Here is a 15680-nt window from a genome sequence, read left to right as displayed (position 1 = left end):
GCCCCCATGCGACACCCCCTGACTCCCAGGCACGGGTTGTTGACCGGCCTTGCCGCGGCGCACCTGCTGCTGGTGGCCTGTGGCGCGTTGCACGTGCCCTTCCTGCAGGTCTCGGACGCGGTGAAGCCCTGGGCGCAGGCGTATGCGCACTGGACGGGCGCGAGCAGTGGCTTCAGCTTCTTCGCCCCCGGGGTGAGCCCCGCGGTGCGCGTCTCCTTCGACCTGGAGGGTGCGTCCGGCGAACAGCTGCACGACGACTTCCGGTCCGACAACGGCGCGGTGAACGTGCGCATCCATTCCATGATGTTGCGCTTCGGCCTGCCGGAGAGCCGGGACGCGCTGGCCCGCGCGTGGGCGGCGGCGATGTTCGGCCGGCACCCGGACGCGCGCTCCGTCACGGTGCGCGTGGACTCGCTCCAGCTGCCTGGCATGGAGGCGCACCAGCGGGGGGAGCGGCCCGTCTGGTCGGAGGCGTACCGCGCGGTGTTCGAGCGCCGTGTGCCCGCGTCCGCCGGGGAGGTGACGCCATGAGCGCCCCGTCCTGGAGGTCCGCCGTGAGGGCCCGGCTGGCGGCGTTCGTCGGCGAGCCCACCTCCCCGCAGCCGCTGGGCGTGCTCCGCATCGGCGTGGCGGCGCTGCTGCTCATCCAGGCGTGGAGCCTGTCGGAGAGCCTGCCGGAGCTGTTGAGCAACCGGGGCTGGGTGCCCTGGAGCGTCTCGGAGGCGCTGGCATCTCCCGCGGTGCCCCGCGTGGACGCGGTGGTGGCCGCGCTGGCGCCGCTGGGAATCTCCCAGGTGGCCGGCCTCCAGGGCCTGGCGTTCGTCTACGTGGTGGCGCTGCTGGGGCTCCTGCTGGGCCTGCACACGCGGGTGTCCGCGGTGGTGGCCTGGGTCATCCATACGGTGCTGCTCAACAGCATCAGCTTCTTCTCCTATGGCGTGGAGACCTTCGCGCACATCAGCCTGTTCTATTGCGTGGTGATGCCGGTGGGCACGGCCTTCTCCCTGGACATGCGGGCGGGGCGGCTCTCCGGCGCGCCGTCCGCGCTGGCCACGCTGTCGCTGCGCGTGTTGCAGTTGCACCTGAGCCTCATCTACCTGTCCACGGGGCTGGAGAAGCTCCTGGGCCCCGTGTGGCGGGACGGGACGGCCATCTGGGAGGTGCTGATGCAGCCCCAGTATGGCCAGTTCGACTTCGCGTGGCTGGCGGCGGTGCCGTGGCTGGTGAAGCTGTCCACGTGGGGCACGCTGGCGGTGGAGGTGGGCTACGCGTTCTGCATCTGGCCCCGGCGCACGCGGGGGCTCTGGGTGGCGCTGACGCTGGGCATGCACCTGGGCATCGCGGTGATGATGGGCCTGTGGATGTTCAGCGGGATGATGGCCGTGCTCACGTTCGCGGCGTTCGGCTGGCCCCTGCTCCACGAAGCGATGGTCACGCGGGTCCGGGCCGCGGTGCTGCTGCCGTTCCACTCCGGCTCCGCGCGCTAAGCCAGCCAGGCCCATCCATCAGTTCCGGCGTGCGCGGCACCCAGGAGCGCCCGGGCGAGGGGCTGCTGCATCCGAAGCCCTCTTCACAGCGTGAGCAGGTACGCGAGCAGGTCGTCGCGCTCCTCCGGGGTGAGGTCCTGCGCGGCGCCGTGATTCAGGCCCGGCGTCTCCAGCAGCGTGCGCAGCGGGAAGCGCGAGCCCACCACGAGCCGGTCCTCCTGCACCGCGTAGCCAGCCGTGGCGCTCGTCAGGAGCGGCCACACGTCCCAGGTTCCCACCAGCGACGGCGGCGCCGCTCCCGTCACCAGCTGCTGCTGCTCCAACCGCAGCGGCAGCGCGATGGGCGTGCCGACGTCCTGGTACTGGCCCCGCGTCGAAGGGTCCTGGTCCAGGGTGAAGAGGGGCGCGGGGTGGCAGGCCATGCACTTCGCCTTCCCTTCGAACAGCGCCAGGCCCCTCGCCGGATGGCCGGTCCTTCCGTCCGGCAGCGTCACCGACTCCAGCGGCGCTCCGTCCGCGCCCCGGTAGGGGTTGGGCGGCGTGGGCAGCAGCGCGGTGTAGAGCGCCAGGGCCTCCACCTCCGATGGCAGCGGATCCGGGTTGTGGTAGCGATTGCGGCCGCCCACCGTCTCCGCCGTCTCCGCGAGGCTGCGCGTGCTCGCGGGCGTGAAGTAGGGCGGCGTGTCCCGGCTGCCCAGCGCCGTCGTCGAGCGGTAGATGCGCATGGGGCGCGTCTTCTCGAAGAAGACGCCGCCGGTGTGGCCTTCGATGTGGCACGCGTCGCAGCTCATCCCGGTGCGACCCACGTCGGTGAAGTAGAGCACCTGGCCCAGCCGGCGCTGCTCGCGTGAGTGCACGTCCACCACCGGCCACTGCCGCACCACGCGCGCCTTGCCCGCTTTCGCCTCGCTCACGTCCACCAGCGCCACCGTGCCCGTGAAGCGGTTGAGCACGTAGAGCGTGCGCCCGTCCGGGGACAGCGCCAGGGAGCGCGGCCCGGAGTGCAGCTCCAGCCCCGCCCGGCCCTTCGTCCCCAGGTCTTCCGCCGGGCGGATGAACGGCGTGCCCTCCGGCGCGGGCACGGGCAGCGTCTGCAGCACCGCCTCGCGCGACGCCGCGTCGCCCTTCACCAGCGCCTTCGCGTCCAGCACGCGCACCTGCCCCAGGCCCACGTCCGCAGCGTAGAGCAGCCCGGCGCGGTCATCCAGCGCCAGCCCCTCCGTCACGCCCGCGCCGAAGCCCCGGTGCCGCACCACCTCCTGCCGGTCCAGGTCCAGCACCGCGACGCCGCTGTTCGCGCTCACCTCCATGCGCTGGGCGTTGGGGCCCACGTTCGGCCCCAGGCTCGACATGAAGAGGCGCTTCAGCCGGTCGCTCGCGACGAGGGCGCGCGGCGCCTTGCCGCCCATCACCTGCGCGGAGAAGGCCTCCGTCGCGCCTCCGATGATGGGGACGCCCGGCTTCGGCACCACGGGCGCCAGCTCGCGGCCATCATCCTGGCGCAGCAGCACCACCTGCCCCGTCTGGAGGCTGCCCACCGCGAGCAACCCCTTCCACCGCGCCATCGCGCGCGGGTTCGGATCCACTGCCGCGCTCCACTGCTCGCGGCCGTCCTCCAGCGCGAGCGCGCGCACCGTGTCGCGGAGGTGCTCGGCGACGAAGGCCACGCCCTTCGCTCCGTCCACCTCCAGGCCCCATACGCCCGCGGGCGCGGGGACGACCCGGGGCTTCCGCTCCGGCGCGTCCAGCGCGTACAGCCAGAGCCCCGCCTCATATTGATGGGCCACGCCCAGCCACGGGTGCCCGCTGGCGTCCCTCCACGTCGCGAGCGCCGACGGCCCGTCCCCCACCGGCATCGCCTCCACGCGCCCCGACGCCACGTCCAGCGCGAACACCGTGTCCGTGGGCGGCGACGCGACGAAGAGCGTGCGCCCGTCCGGGGACAGCGCCAGCGCCCTCAGGTCCGGGAAGGCCGCGTCGTTGACCACGGTGAGCCGCGCGGTGCCCGTGGGCCGCGGGCCGGTCGTCGCCGCGAGCGACAGCTGCACGTCCGTCTGGAAGATGCCCTCGGGGAGCGCGAGGTCCGCCGGAAGCCTCGCGTAGGCATGGCGCGCGTCCGTCACCGTGAGCGGCACCTCCCTCGACAGGGGCGCGCCGAGCACCAGCCGGAGGCCCGGCACCAGGTTCTCACCGTAGAGGGAGACCGGCTGCGAGGTCTGGTTGCTGGTCAGCTTCGGGCCCACGGCATGGAGGATGGAGCGCGGCGCGGCGGGCGCGGCGGGACGCTCGGGAGTAGGCGGCGGGGGCGCGCTCCGGGGCTTCAGCGCGACGACCCCGAGCCCCAGGATGACTCCGATTCCGAGCCCGGCCGCGATCCATCCCCGCTTGCGAGTGACACCCATCACGCGTGTGCATGCCTCCGCGCGCGAGCATCCTCCATTCGCCCACCGTGTCACGATGACTTCGCACCACGTCTGCTCGCATGCTCGGGAGGCTCCGCGCGGAGGGAATCTCACGCGACGTTTTCAGCGTACCGGCACGAATCAGCTCAGGGCGTGGAGTGCCCGCCCCAGGTGAGGTGGACTGCCCCCCACACTTGATCTCCACAGGCCGCGCCATGTGGCCGGAGTGTGCGTTGACAGGTCGGGGCTCGCATCGCTTAACCTGTTGATGATGCGACGTTTCCTCCTCTTCTGTGCCGTCGCCAGCGTGCTCGGCTTCGGTCCCCTCTCCCCCGCGAACGATGCCTTGGCCCAGGGGCGGACACGTGCCCCCAAGGCGAAGGCCGCGAAGCCGACGACGGCCAAGGCCAAGAAGGGCTCGAGCAAGGCGCCGCCGCGCATCGAGACGAAGTCGAGCACGGCCGTGACGGATCCGGTGACGGGAGATGCCTCGGCCACCGCGTCGTCCGCGCCGCCGCAGCGCGGCCCGTCGCGCATCGACTTCGATGACCGTCTCATCCAGGGCCAGACGAACAAGTCCGGCGCTGTGTACTTGTATGACCGCAAGGAGCTGAAGACGCGGTCCATGCTCCGCGAGCGCGACAGCTTCCGCTCGGAGACGCTCGCCACCGTCTACGATCAGTAGGGCCGTACCGCCCATCACCCTTCGAAGGGAGCGTCACCGTTGAGCGGCCAGCCCAGCGTCCTGCAAGTCGTCATCCTCCGCGACGGCCTCCTGGTGGGGACGGAGGTCTTCGTCCCCGGCACCTACGCGCTCGGCTCCGATGCGTCGTCGGATCTGCGGCTGGATGACGCGTCCGTGTCGCCGCGCCATGCGTTGCTGTACTTCCAGAACGGCCGCACCGCGATCCAGGACGCGGGCGGCGGGACCAGCGGCGTCTTCGTCAACGGGCACCAGGTCACCGCTTGTGAGATCCGCTCCGTGGACGAGGTGCTGTGCGGTCCGTTCGTCCTGAAGACGCGGATCCTCAACCAGCGTCCCGTCGAGACCAAGCCGCAGCCGCCGCCCGAGGTCGCCGCGCTCCTCGGAGGTTCCGGGGCTCCGCCCGCCGCGCCGAACGGGTTCGCGCAACAGCAGGCTCAGCAGGCCGCACACGCGCAACAGCAGGCTCAGCAGGCTGCATACGCGCAGCAACAAGCGCAGCAGGCTGCGTACGCGCAGCAACAAGCGCAGCAGGCCGCATACGCACAGCAACAGGCTCAGCAGGCCGCGCTCGCGCAGCAGCAAGCGCAGCAGGCCGCATACGCGCAGCAACAGGCTCAACAGGCCGCGCTCGCACAGCAGCAGGCGCAGCAAGCCGCGCTCGCGCAGCAGCAGGCACAACGCGCCGCGCAGGCTCAGCAGGCCGCGCTCGCGCAACAGCAGGCCCAGCAGGCTGCATACGCGCAGCAGCAGGCCGCGCAGGCGCAGCACGGTGCGCACGCACAGCCCGCGGCGCGCGGTCCGGCGGGCCATGCTCAGCCATCGGGTCACCCCCAGGCCGTCAATGGACACCCCGGAGCCCAGGGCGCGCACGCGCAGCCCGGTGCTCGCGCACAGCCCGCTGCCCCGAAGGCCGCCCCGGCCCCCGCCGTTCCCGCGGGCACCGTCCCCTCCGCCCGGCGCCGTCCTCCTTCGGAGGCCATGCCCAGCCTGCTCGTCGCGGACGACCTGCTCGCGGGCGTGGACACCGACGTCGCCGCTTCCGACTCCGGCCCCCTCGTCCTCGACGCGGCCCCGGCCAGCCGCCCCACGCACGCGCCGAAGATCGGCCCGGGCAAGGGCGCGGCCCAGCTCTACCTGGAGCTTTACTGGGGCGCCGTGCGCCGCGACGCGCGCCGCTTCGCCCCGGACGCGAAGAAGCCCGTGAAGGCCGCCCTGGAGGAACAGGCCCCCATGCCGCTGTGGGGCTTCACCCTCCCGGAAGGCGATGCCTTCACCCTCGCCGAGTCCGTCAGCGGTAACTACCGCCTCTTCGTGCCCCCCGGCACCGACGTGGAGAAGGCCAACGGCGACGGCCGCTTCACCCCCGTCACCACCGCCGCGCTCGAGTCCGACGGCAGCCGCCGCTTCGTCACCCTGCGCGACGGCGCCGCCGCCCGCCTCACCCAGGGCAAGATGTCGCTCGTCGCCTACGCGGCCCCCGCCCCCGAGCGCGTCTTCGTCAACCCGCTCAAGGGCCTGCCCTGGCTGACCCTCTTCTTCCTCGCCATCTTCGGCGGCGGCCTGGGCTGGTTCATCGCCACCCGGCCGCAGGGGCCCGCGACCGCGGACTTCACCCAGAAGAACCTGCCGCCCGTCGCGCTGCGCCTCATCGCCCCCGAGCCCAAGAAGAAGGAAGAGGCCAAGAAGAAGCTCGAGGCGCTCAAGCAGAAGGAGCCCGTCAAGGAGAAGCCCGCCGTCGCGGAGAAGGCCCCGCCCAAGCCCGTCAAGGAGGTCCAGGTCCCCAAGGCCGTGGCCGCCGCGCCGGAGAGCAAGGCCCTCAAGGCGCTCGCGAAGCTGTCCGCCGCGGGCCCCGCCGCCAACGACCTCCTGGCCGCCGTGGACAAGCTGGGCAGCGGCCCGGGCAGCAAGAACGTCAAGCAGACCAACTACAAGCTGTCCGGCCTCATCGGAAAGGCGCCCATCGCCAACGCGGGCCTGGGCACCTTCGGCCTGGGCGGCGGCGGCAAGGGCGGCGGCGCCACCCTGGGCGCGGAGCTCTTGCGCGGCAAGGGCGGCGGCGGCATCGGCGCGCTGGGCGCTGGCAGCGTGGGCAAGGGCGCGGTGGGCGGCACCGTCACGCGCGCCACCGCGCGCAGCATCTCCTCCACGCAGGGCACCGTGGACCGCGAGGCCGTGGCCAAGGTCATCAACAGTCACCTGAATGAAGTGCACGGCTGCTACGAACGCGCGCTGCTCAAGGACCCCGGCCTCGCTGGCAAGGTGGTGCTGGAGTGGGCCATCGGGCTCAACGGCCACGTCGCCTCCGCCAAGACCAAGTCCTCCACCCTCCGCAACGCCTCCGTCGAGGCGTGCATCCTCAGCAGCCTGAAGGGCTGGCAGTTCCCCGCCCCCAAGGGCGGCCTCGTCATCATCACCTACCCGTTCCTCTTCAACTCGGTCGGCTACTGACGCGGGGACTCACCCCCACCCTCGCGTCCGCCCCCGCCTCCTGACAGGAAAAAGTCCCCGTGCGATTCCTCCTGCTCTCCCTCCTGTGCCTGGTGCCCGGCCTCGCGCGCGCCCAGGCCGAGGAACTCGAGAACCCCGGCACCGTCTCCGCGGTGCAGGACCGGCTGTACCGCATGCACCATGAGCTCTCGCTCGGCGTGGGCGTGCTGCCCGCGGACGCCTACTACAAGGGGCTCATCGGCACCGTCGGCTACGCGTACCACTTCAGCGACACGCTCGCGTGGCAGGTGGCCCGTGGCACGTACAGCTACAACGTGCAGACCAGCCTGCGCCGCCAGCTGGAGCGCGACTTCGACGTGTCCCCCGTCTCCGCCGCCTTCGAGGACCAGGTGCAGTGGATGGTGGGAAGCGACCTCATGTGGAGCCCGCTGTACGGCAAGACGTCGCTGCTCAACACGAACGTCATCCACTTCGAGGTCTTCCTGCTGGCCGGCGGCACGGTGGTGAAGGTGGACCGCAGCGACGGCTTCCGCCCCGCCGTCAACCTGGGCCTGGGCGTGCGCGTGTTCTCCAGCAAGAACGTGTCCTTCCGGCTGGACGTGACCAACAACACCGTCTTCGCGGGGGCGTCGCGCATCATCAACGTGCCCACCTTGCAGATTGGGACGGCCTTCAACTTCGGCGCCACGGAATGACGTCACGCCCGCTCATCGCCGCCGCGCTCGCCAGCGCCGCGCTCCTCGTGTCCCCGACGGTCGCCCGCGCGGCGCCGGACGCGGGCACGTTGCCCATGCCTCCCCCACCGGCCGCCGCCACCGCGAAGGCCGCTGGCGCCCCCACGGACGCCGGCACCGCCGGTCCCACGGACGCCGGCACCGCCGCGGGCACGCCCGCCCCCGCCAGGGCCGCCGTCGCGGAAGCGCCGCCGCCCCCGCCGCAGAAGGTGGCGCCGGAGACCTTCGACAAGGCGCTCAAGGCGTACTTCGACGGCAAGCCGCGCGACGCCGCCGGCCCGCTGTACGCGTGGCTCGAGACCACGCCCCGCACGGACGACAACTACGCGTGGGGCCAGTACTTCCTCGCCAGGAGCCTCATCGACCTGGGCCTCACGCACGCGGGCGCGACCTACCTGGCCCGCATCGCGCGTGAGCGCACCAACCCCCAGGTGCTGCCGCGCGCGCTGGACGCGCTGAAGGGGCTGACGGACCGGCCGCACGACGAGGTGATGATCGACGAGCAGGTCTTCGGCGCGCTCGACCTGGGCTTCCTCCCGGACGAGACGGGCGCCTACGCGCACTACCAGCAGGGCCTGGTGGACCTGCGCGTGGGCAACGAGCGCTGGGCGAACACGCACTTCTCCAAGCTGCCGGAGACCAGCGCGGAGGCGAGCCGCGCGAAGTTCGCGCTGCTCGTCACCCGGCTCAAGCAGGTGAAGGATCCGCCGGAGGAGATGGTGAAGGACTTCCTCACCCTGTCCGAGGACGAGAAGCTCACCCGCGAGGCGCGCAACGAGGCGGCGCTCGCGGTGGCCCGCCTGCGCTACGAGAAGAAGGACTTCCCCGGCGCGCTGGACGCGTACGGCAAGGTGAAGCTGCCGGAGCTGGACCCCGGCCGCGCCAGCCTCTACCTGGAGGAGGCGTGGACCCGCTACAAGCTGGGGGACCTGCGCGCGGCGCTGGGCATCCTCACCACGCTGGACGCGCCGTCCTTCCGCGATGAGTTCATGCCGGACAAGTACCTGCTGCGCGCGCTCATCTTCCGCGACCTGTGCCACTACCTGCCCGCCAAGCGCGCGGCGAAGGAGCTGACGCGCCGGTACGCGGACTCGCTGGAGGCCGTGCGCAACCGCGAGGACCTGAGCCAGGACATGCGCCTGCGCCGCGCCGCCAACGCGCACGGCGGCACCCAGCGCGCCGCGAAGTTCGTGTCCCTGCTGGACCTGGAGGGCGAGCGCCTGGGCCGCTACGCCGGCAGCTTCGGCGAGCGGCTCTTCGGGCACCTGACCCGCATGTATGACCTGTCCCACGCGGAGGCCGTGCGCGTGTACGACGCGCGGCTGCAGGACGCCGTGCGCCAGGAGGCGGACACGCTCCTGCGCGCCGCGGAGCAGGTGCGCCTGATGGAGTACGAGGTCGGCCTCAAGCTGTACGAGCGCGTGAAGAAGGGCGCGCAGGTGGTGGCGGCGGAAGAGGAAGAGCTGCTGTCGCCCGCGCAGGTCGCCTTCAAGTTCGACAACGAATACTGGAACGACGAGCTCAAGTCCTACCGGGTCCGCATCGAGAGCCGTTGCATCGAGGAAACCCCATGACCGGCCCGTTCACCGGCCTCATCACCGCCGCGCTGCTCGCGGCCGCGGCCCCTGGCCCCGGCGGCCGTATCGGGCCCAACGCCAACCCCATCGTGTCCAAGGCGAAGGAGCGCGAGGAGCTCATCGCCAAGCTGAAGCGCGACATCTTCAAGGTGGACCGCGCCATCGGCGAGACGGAGAAGCTCATCTCCAAGAGCCGCAACGCGCCGTACCTGCCGGACCTGCAGTTCCGGCTGGCGGAGCTCTACGTGGAGAAGAGCCGCTACGTGTACTACCTCCAGGCCGAGTCCCGGCCGGAGGGCGCCACGGGCGCCATCGTCTCCCCGGAGACGCGCCTGATGAAGCAGAAGGCGGTGCAGATGTACTACCGCCTGCTGCGCGAGTACCCGGACTTCAAGGACGGGGACCAGGTGACGTTCTACCTGGCGCACGAGCAGCGCGAGCTGGGCCAGTTCGACGAGATGCTCAAGACGCTGGGCGACCTGACGCGCAAGTTCCCCAACAGCCCGCTGCGCCTGGAGGCCGAGCAGATCCTGGGCGACCACTTCTTCGACAAGGCGGACCTGGTCGAAGCGGAGAAGCACTACCAGGCCATCCTGGAGCTGCCGCCGTCGCCGGTGCACGACCTGGCCCGCTACAAGATGGGTTGGATCCGCGTGAACCAGGCCAAGCACGCGGAGGCCGTCACGTTCTTCGAGGCGGCCGCCGCCAGCGCGCCCCTGCCCGGCGTGGACGTGAAGAAGGCGCTCAACGTCAAGCGCGAGGCGCTGCTGGACCTGGTCTACAGCTACACGGAGGCCAAGCCGCCCAAGGGCGCGCTCAACTACTTCGAGAAGCTCAGCGACAGCCGCGCCACGTACGCGCTCGCGCTGGACAAGCTGGGCAACCGCTACTTCATCAAGCAGCAGTACGAGTGGGCCATCCCCGCACTGCGCAAGCTGATGGAGGTGCAGCCCGACCCGGAGATGGACCTGGAGCGCGGGCAGAAGCTGTACGACTCGCTCAAGGCCGCCAAGGGCAAGGTGATGCCGGAGCCCGAGGACATCCGCTTCCTCGTGCGCGCCGCGGTGGAGAGCAAGACGGACCCGGAGCTGGCGGAGTCCGAGCGCAAGAAGCAGCTCGCGGAGCTGGAGGAGATGGCGCGCGACCTGTCCACGCAGGTGCACCTGGCCGCGCAGAAGGCGGACTCGCGTGATCTGTACGTGAAGGCCGCGGACGCCTACCGCGAGTACCTGGGGCTGTTCCGGCCGGAGCAGTACGTGCGGCCCATCATGAAGAACCGCGCGGACGCGCTCTTCGCCGCCAAGGAGTTCCCGGAGGCCGCGCGCCAGTTCGAGGAGCTGGCCCGCTACGAGGACAAGGCCAAGGACGAGAAGGCCGTGGACTCCGCCATGTACGGCGCGCTGCTGGCCCACTTCTCCACGCTCAAGCCGGAGGAGGCCCAGAAGCGCAACGCCTTCGAGGTCGCCGACGCGCGCCAGGCGCTGAAGCTCCTGGGCGCGAGCTACGTGTCGCGCTACCCGCAGAGCCCGCACGTGCTGGACGTGAAGTTCAACATCGCGCGCGCCTACTACGAGGACGGCGAGTACCCGAAGGCGGCGGAGCTGTTCACCGCGTTCGCGCTGGCGCATCCGCAGTACAAGGACGCGCCGGTGGCGGGCAACCTGGCCCTGGACAGCCTGCGGCAGGTGAACGACTTCAAGAAGCTGGACGAGACGGGCCGCAAGTTCCTCGCGTCCGCCCTGCCCTCCGGCTTCCGCGGCGAGGTCCAGAAGATCCTCACGCAGAGCAAGGCCGAGGCCCTGGACGAGCTGGCCCTGCAGAGCGCGCAGGAGACAGGCGACGTCATCGAAGGCCTGATGAAGGTCGCGGACGAGAACAAGAACAGCGACATCGGCGAGAAGGCGCTCTACGGCGCGTTCACCGCCGCGCGCGAGAAGCGCGACCTGCCGCGCGAGCGCGAGCTGGGCACGAAGCTGGTGCAGTCCTACCCGAAGAGCCAGTACCTGTCGGACGTGCTGCTGACGCTGGGCCGTCACGCGGCGGAAGCCGCGGCCTTCAACGAGGCGGCCGGCTGGTTCGAGCAGGTGGGCCAGAAGCTGGCGGGTGACGTGGCCTCGGTGGACGGCTGGATGGCCGGCGCCCGCCTGCGCATCGCGCTGGGTGAGTACCCGGAGGCGTCCCGCAACCTGGAGACGGCCGCGGAGACCGCGGGCGCGCGCAAGGGCGAGGTGCTGGCGCTGCTCGCGGAGACGCGCCTGAAGCAGAAGGACTACTCGCGCGCGAAGACGGCGGCGGAAGCCGCGCTCAAGCTGGACAAGAACAACGTGGCCGCCGCGGCGGTGCTCGCGGAGGTGCAGGCCACCACCGCGCCCACGGCCAGCCCGGACGCGCTCATCTCCACGCTCACCACCGCGGTGCAGGGCCCCAACGGCCAGACGGAAGAGGCGGCCAAGGGGCTCTGGTACCTGGGTGAGATTTTGTACCGCGGCTACAAGGACCTGCCGGCGGACAAGGTGGAGGAGAAGGTCGCCGCGCTCCAGGCCATGGAGGGCGTGTACACGCAGGCCGCGTCGCTCGGGTATCCGGAGTGGGCGGTGGCGTCGCTGTGGAAGATCGCCCTCGCGTACGGCCACATCGCGGACGTGGTGGACCAGACGCCGGTGCCCGGCGGGCTGTCCGCCGCGGAGACGAAGCAGTTCAACGACGCGGTGAAGCAGCAGGTGGCGCCGCTCAAGGCCCGCTCCGACGAGGCCTTCAAGGCGTGCCTGTCCCGCGCGGAGTCGCTGGAGGTCTTCAGCGCGGCGGTGATGGGCTGCCGCAACCGCACGGACGTGGCCGCGCTGCCGGTGCCGCAGCCCGGCGCGCCCACGCATCCCGCGGCGCTGGAGGACCTGCGCAAGAAGGCGGAGAAGGTGCTCACCGCGGAGGCGCTGGAGGCCCTGGGCATGGGCTACCTGGACGCGCACCAGTACGGCATGGCGCAGCTGACCTTCGGGCGCGTGACGGAGCTGCAGGACACGCGCGCGTCCGCGCACGCGGCGCTGGGCTGGGCCATGCTCAACCTGGGTGACCCCATGGGCGCCCGCGAGGCATACGCCAAGGCGCTGGAGGCGGACCCCACCTACGACAAGGCCCGCCTCAACCTGGCCGCGCTGCGCTGCCGCTTCGGCGACACGGACGGCGCGCGCCGCGAGCTGGCCGTGCTCAAGGACATGGGCACGCTCAACGGTCCGGACGTGGACGCGGGGTGGAAGGCATGCAAGTGAGCGCGCCCTTCCGCCGCATCGCCCCGGTGCTGGCGCTGCTCGCCGCCTCCGCGTGTGGGGAGGACGGCAGCGGCCGGCTGGAGGGCAGCGTGACGGAGCTCATCGACCTGCGCTACCAGCGCACGGAGGCGGCGCTCGCGGAGGGCACGCTGGCGGTGAGCTTCGTCAACGCGCAGGGCACCGGACAGGACGTGGTGCTGAAGGTGAGCGCGCGGGTGGCGGACATGCTGCCGGACGCCGAGTACGCGGGCTCGCTGGACATCGACCTGGCACAGGCGCTGGCGGACGGCTCGCAGCGGGGCAGCGTGGACCGCAGCGTGCTGGATGAGCCGGTGCGGCCCTTCCCGCTGCTCCAGCGCGGCAACCTCTTCGTGAAGTCCCTCCCGAAAAACCCCGGGGACCGGGTGTCGGGCGAGTTCAACGTCACGTTCGCCAACGGCACCGACGTCTACTCCGGGCGGACCATCTTCAGCCGTTTCGAGGCCACTGCTCCATGAAGCGCCCCCTGCTCCTCAGCCTGACCCTCCTGACCGCCGCCTGCGGCCCGAGCTACGGCATGCGCGTGCCGGACGCGCTGGTGAAGAAGCTGCCGTACGAGACGCGCATCGAGCTGCTGGAGGCGGAGAACGACCTGGCGCTGGCCATCGACCGGGTGGACGAGGCGGACAACGAGGTCAACCGCGCGCGCGACAACATCCGCCGCGCGAAGAGCCGCCAGGCCGCCGCCGAGGACGAGGAGGACCGCGCCCCGGACGCGTCCTCCCGCGAGGTGGCGAAGCTGGCCATCGCGGAGTCGGAGGCCCGCGTGGAGTTCCTGCGCGCGCACCAGCGGCTCAACGTGGGCCTGCGCGAGGTGGAGAAGCTGTCGCTGCGCTGCGCGTTCGCCCGCTTCGAGCTGGCGCGGCTGACGGCGGCGCGCAAGGCGAAGGTGCCGGGCAGTGAGCGCCTGGAGCCGAAGGCGTTCGAGGAACAGGTGTCCAAGTGCGAGGCCGCTGTGAAGGAAGAGCGCGCGAACCTCTCCGGTCACACGAAGGAAGCGCAGACGGCGAAGGAGGCGTGGGAGGCGAAGAAGGCCGCCCTGGCCAAGAAGACCTTCGACGCGCGCGCCAGCCCATACGTGGAGAACCTGTGATGACGAAAGCCGGCGTCCTCCTCCTCCAGTTGTTGACCGCCCAGGCGCCCGCTCCGGAGGCACCTCCGGCGGAGAAGCCCGCGGCGGCGCGCGCGGACAAGCTCCCGGACGACCCGGACGCGCTCTACAAGCTGGGCACGGCCTTCCTGGCGCAGAACCAGCCGGGCCGCGCGGTGGCCCCGCTGACGAAGCTGGTGGGGCTCACGCCCGACGGCGTGCCGGCGAAGGTGGCGCTGGCGCGCGCGCTGCGGCTGTCCGGGGACGCGCCCAAGGCCAAGGCGGTGCTGGACGCGGCGCTGGCGGCCTTCCCGGAGGAGGCCACGCTGCGCTCGGAGCGCGGCCTGCTGGCGCGCATCCAGGACGACACGGACGAGGCAATCACCCAGTACTCCGTGGCGACGGAGCTGGCGCCCAGGGACGCGGAGCTGCGCTTCAACCTGGGCGAGGTGCTCCAGCGCGCCAACCGCACGGACGACGCCATCGAGGCATACCGGGAAGCGCTGAAGCTGGACGGCGGGCTCCAGGTGGCGCGGGTGAACCTGGGCAAGGCGCTGGCGGAGAAGGGGCTGTCGGCGGAAGCGAAGGAGACGCTGCGCGAGGCCATCCGCCAGAAGGACAACGACGCGGAGGCCCACTACAACCTGGGCGTCGTGCTGATGCGGGAGAACGACGTCACGGGCGCGTTCGCGGAGTACCAGGCGGCGCTCAAGGCGGACCCGAAGCACGCGCGGGCACAGAACAACCTGGGCGTGGTGCTGGACGGCCAGGGCAACGCGCGCAAGGCGGCGGACGCGTTCCAGAAGGCCATCACGTTGGATCCGAAGTACGCGGAGGCGCACTTCAACCTGGGCCTCGCGTGCTTCCAGCTGGGGGAGAACGCCCGGGCGACGAAGGCCTTCGAGAAGGCGCTGCTCTTGGAGCCCCGCCGCGCGAGCGGCCCGTACACGCAGCTGGGCCAGCTGTACCTGGCGCAGGGCAAGAAGACGCAGGCGGTGTCCGCGTTCCAGAAGGCCATCGAGAAGAGCGCCGACGACGGCAAGAAGACGACGGAGGCGTACCAGGGCCTGGCGCGCGCGTACCTGGAGCTGGGCAAGGTGGACGACGCGCTGGCCACGCTGAAGACGGCGGTGGAGACCTTCCCGGACGAGCCCGGCGTGCGCGCGGGCTACGGTGACGCGCTCAAGGCCAAGGGCGACCTGGACGGCGCCATCGCGCAGTACTCGGCCTGCGTGAAGCTCCAGCCCACGGTGGACAACCGGCTGATGCTGGCGGACGCGTACGCGAAGAAGCACGTGGGCGCCCAGGCGCGGCCGCTCTATGAGGCCGTGCTCAAGGAGGATCCGAAGCACCGCGCGGCGAAGCTGGGGCTGGCGGACCTGCTGCTCTCGATGGGCGACTACGTCGCGGCGGAGAAGCTGCTGACGCCCGCCGAGGGCGATGAGGCGGACACGGCGGCGCTGGCGCGGCTGGGCATCCTGCACTCGCGGCGCGGCCGGCCGGAGCTGGCGGTGCCGGAGCTGGAGGCGGTGGTGGCGAAGGACCCCGCGCAGCTGGAGGCCCGCGCGGAGCTGGGCTTCCTGTACATGCGAGGCGGTGACGACGCCAAGGCGATGCGGGTCCTGAGCGACGTGCTGGCGGTGGAGCCGCGCAACTCGCTGGGGCTGCTGTACCTGGGGCACACGCTGTACCGGCAGGGCAAGTTGCAGGAGGCGGAGAAGGCCTTCCGGGGCGCGTCGCAGGTGGACGCCAGCGCGGGAGAGCCGCACTACGCGCTCGCGCAGCTGCTGGAAGCCGTCAACCGCAAGGCCGAGGCGAAGAAGGAGTACGAGGCCGCGGTGCAGCTGCAGCCGGACCACGCGGACGCGAAGGCCGCACTGCAGAAGCTGGCCGTGGACACGCCGTAGTCAGGCGACGCCCGCGGCGCACCG

Annotated in this window: 11 protein-coding genes; 10 read left to right on the top strand and 1 reads right to left on the bottom strand. The window is 71.5% G+C overall.

The genetic code is table 11. The annotated features are described in order from the left end of the window. The first annotated feature begins 6 nt into the window (after window positions 1-6). Both KYK13_RS05950 and KYK13_RS05945 read left to right on the top strand, forming a co-directional pair. A complete protein-coding gene (locus KYK13_RS05950) occupies window positions 7-531 on the top strand; it encodes a hypothetical protein (protein WP_223642643.1) in 525 nt (174 codons plus the stop codon). Then, window positions 528-1487, top strand: coding sequence for a hypothetical protein (locus tag KYK13_RS05945; RefSeq protein ID WP_223642641.1), 960 nt, complete (start codon window positions 528-530; stop codon window positions 1485-1487). The genes KYK13_RS05950 and KYK13_RS05945 overlap by 4 nt, the downstream gene beginning before the upstream one ends. Before the next feature lie 83 nt (window positions 1488-1570). Here KYK13_RS05945 and KYK13_RS05940 read toward each other — a convergent pair whose 3' ends face one another. Next, window positions 1571-3889, bottom strand: a complete 2319-nt coding sequence (locus KYK13_RS05940; protein ID WP_223646538.1) for an MtsA protein — start codon at window positions 3887-3889, stop codon at window positions 1571-1573. 268 nt (window positions 3890-4157) lie between these two features. On the opposite strand from KYK13_RS05940, the gene KYK13_RS05935 reads away from it, so the two are divergent. From KYK13_RS05935 to KYK13_RS39040, 8 genes are read left to right on the top strand one after another with little or no spacing between them, the layout of a single operon-like run. Then, entirely contained in the window at window positions 4158-4574 is a 417-nt protein-coding gene (locus tag KYK13_RS05935) for a hypothetical protein (protein ID WP_223642639.1), read from the top strand. Between the two features lie 39 nt (window positions 4575-4613). After that, complete coding sequence (locus tag KYK13_RS05930) at window positions 4614-7043, top strand: AgmX/PglI C-terminal domain-containing protein (RefSeq protein ID WP_223642637.1); 2430 nt, start codon at window positions 4614-4616, stop codon at window positions 7041-7043. Between the two features lie 59 nt (window positions 7044-7102). Next, a complete protein-coding gene (locus KYK13_RS05925) occupies window positions 7103-7738 on the top strand; it encodes an outer membrane beta-barrel domain-containing protein (RefSeq protein ID WP_223642635.1) in 636 nt (211 codons plus the stop codon). Beyond that, complete coding sequence (locus KYK13_RS05920) at window positions 7735-9351, top strand: tol-pal system YbgF family protein (protein WP_223642633.1); 1617 nt, start codon at window positions 7735-7737, stop codon at window positions 9349-9351. The genes KYK13_RS05925 and KYK13_RS05920 overlap by 4 nt, the downstream gene beginning before the upstream one ends. Then, entirely contained in the window at window positions 9348-12620 is a 3273-nt protein-coding gene (locus KYK13_RS05915; protein WP_223642631.1) for a tetratricopeptide repeat protein, read from the top strand. The genes KYK13_RS05920 and KYK13_RS05915 overlap by 4 nt, the downstream gene beginning before the upstream one ends. Then, window positions 12611-13117 (top strand): hypothetical protein, encoded by a 507-nt coding sequence (locus KYK13_RS05910; RefSeq protein ID WP_223642629.1) that lies wholly within the window; start codon window positions 12611-12613, stop codon window positions 13115-13117. The genes KYK13_RS05915 and KYK13_RS05910 overlap by 10 nt, the downstream gene beginning before the upstream one ends. Then, window positions 13114-13752: a hypothetical protein gene (locus KYK13_RS05905; protein WP_223642628.1), complete on the top strand. Its 639-nt coding sequence runs from the start codon at window positions 13114-13116 to the stop codon at window positions 13750-13752. Before KYK13_RS05910 ends, KYK13_RS05905 begins: the two co-directional genes overlap by 4 nt. Continuing rightward, window positions 13752-15656, top strand: coding sequence for a tetratricopeptide repeat protein (locus KYK13_RS39040; protein WP_223642626.1), 1905 nt, complete (start codon window positions 13752-13754; stop codon window positions 15654-15656). Before KYK13_RS05905 ends, KYK13_RS39040 begins: the two co-directional genes overlap by 1 nt. The last annotated feature ends 24 nt before the right edge of the window (window positions 15657-15680 follow it).

Origin of the sequence: Corallococcus sp. EGB (assembly GCF_019968905.1) — a bacterium.
Classification (GTDB): Bacteria; Myxococcota; Myxococcia; order Myxococcales; family Myxococcaceae; genus Corallococcus.
Note: the sequence above shows the minus strand (reverse complement) of the source record. Positions and strands in the feature narration are given on the sequence as shown.

Coding starts and splice junctions, on each gene's coding strand:
- KYK13_RS05950 (WP_223642643.1), top strand. CDS start 7: ATGCGACACCCCCTGACTCCCAGGCACGGGTTGTTGACCGGCCTTGCC.
- KYK13_RS05945 (WP_223642641.1), top strand. CDS start 528: ATGAGCGCCCCGTCCTGGAGGTCCGCCGTGAGGGCCCGGCTGGCGGCG.
- KYK13_RS05940 (WP_223646538.1), bottom strand. CDS start 3,889: ATGGGTGTCACTCGCAAGCGGGGATGGATCGCGGCCGGGCTCGGAATC.
- KYK13_RS05935 (WP_223642639.1), top strand. CDS start 4,158: ATGATGCGACGTTTCCTCCTCTTCTGTGCCGTCGCCAGCGTGCTCGGC.
- KYK13_RS05920 (WP_223642633.1), top strand. CDS start 7,735: ATGACGTCACGCCCGCTCATCGCCGCCGCGCTCGCCAGCGCCGCGCTC.
- KYK13_RS05915 (WP_223642631.1), top strand. CDS start 9,348: ATGACCGGCCCGTTCACCGGCCTCATCACCGCCGCGCTGCTCGCGGCC.
- KYK13_RS05910 (WP_223642629.1), top strand. CDS start 12,611: ATGCAAGTGAGCGCGCCCTTCCGCCGCATCGCCCCGGTGCTGGCGCTG.
- KYK13_RS05905 (WP_223642628.1), top strand. CDS start 13,114: ATGAAGCGCCCCCTGCTCCTCAGCCTGACCCTCCTGACCGCCGCCTGC.
- KYK13_RS39040 (WP_223642626.1), top strand. CDS start 13,752: ATGACGAAAGCCGGCGTCCTCCTCCTCCAGTTGTTGACCGCCCAGGCG.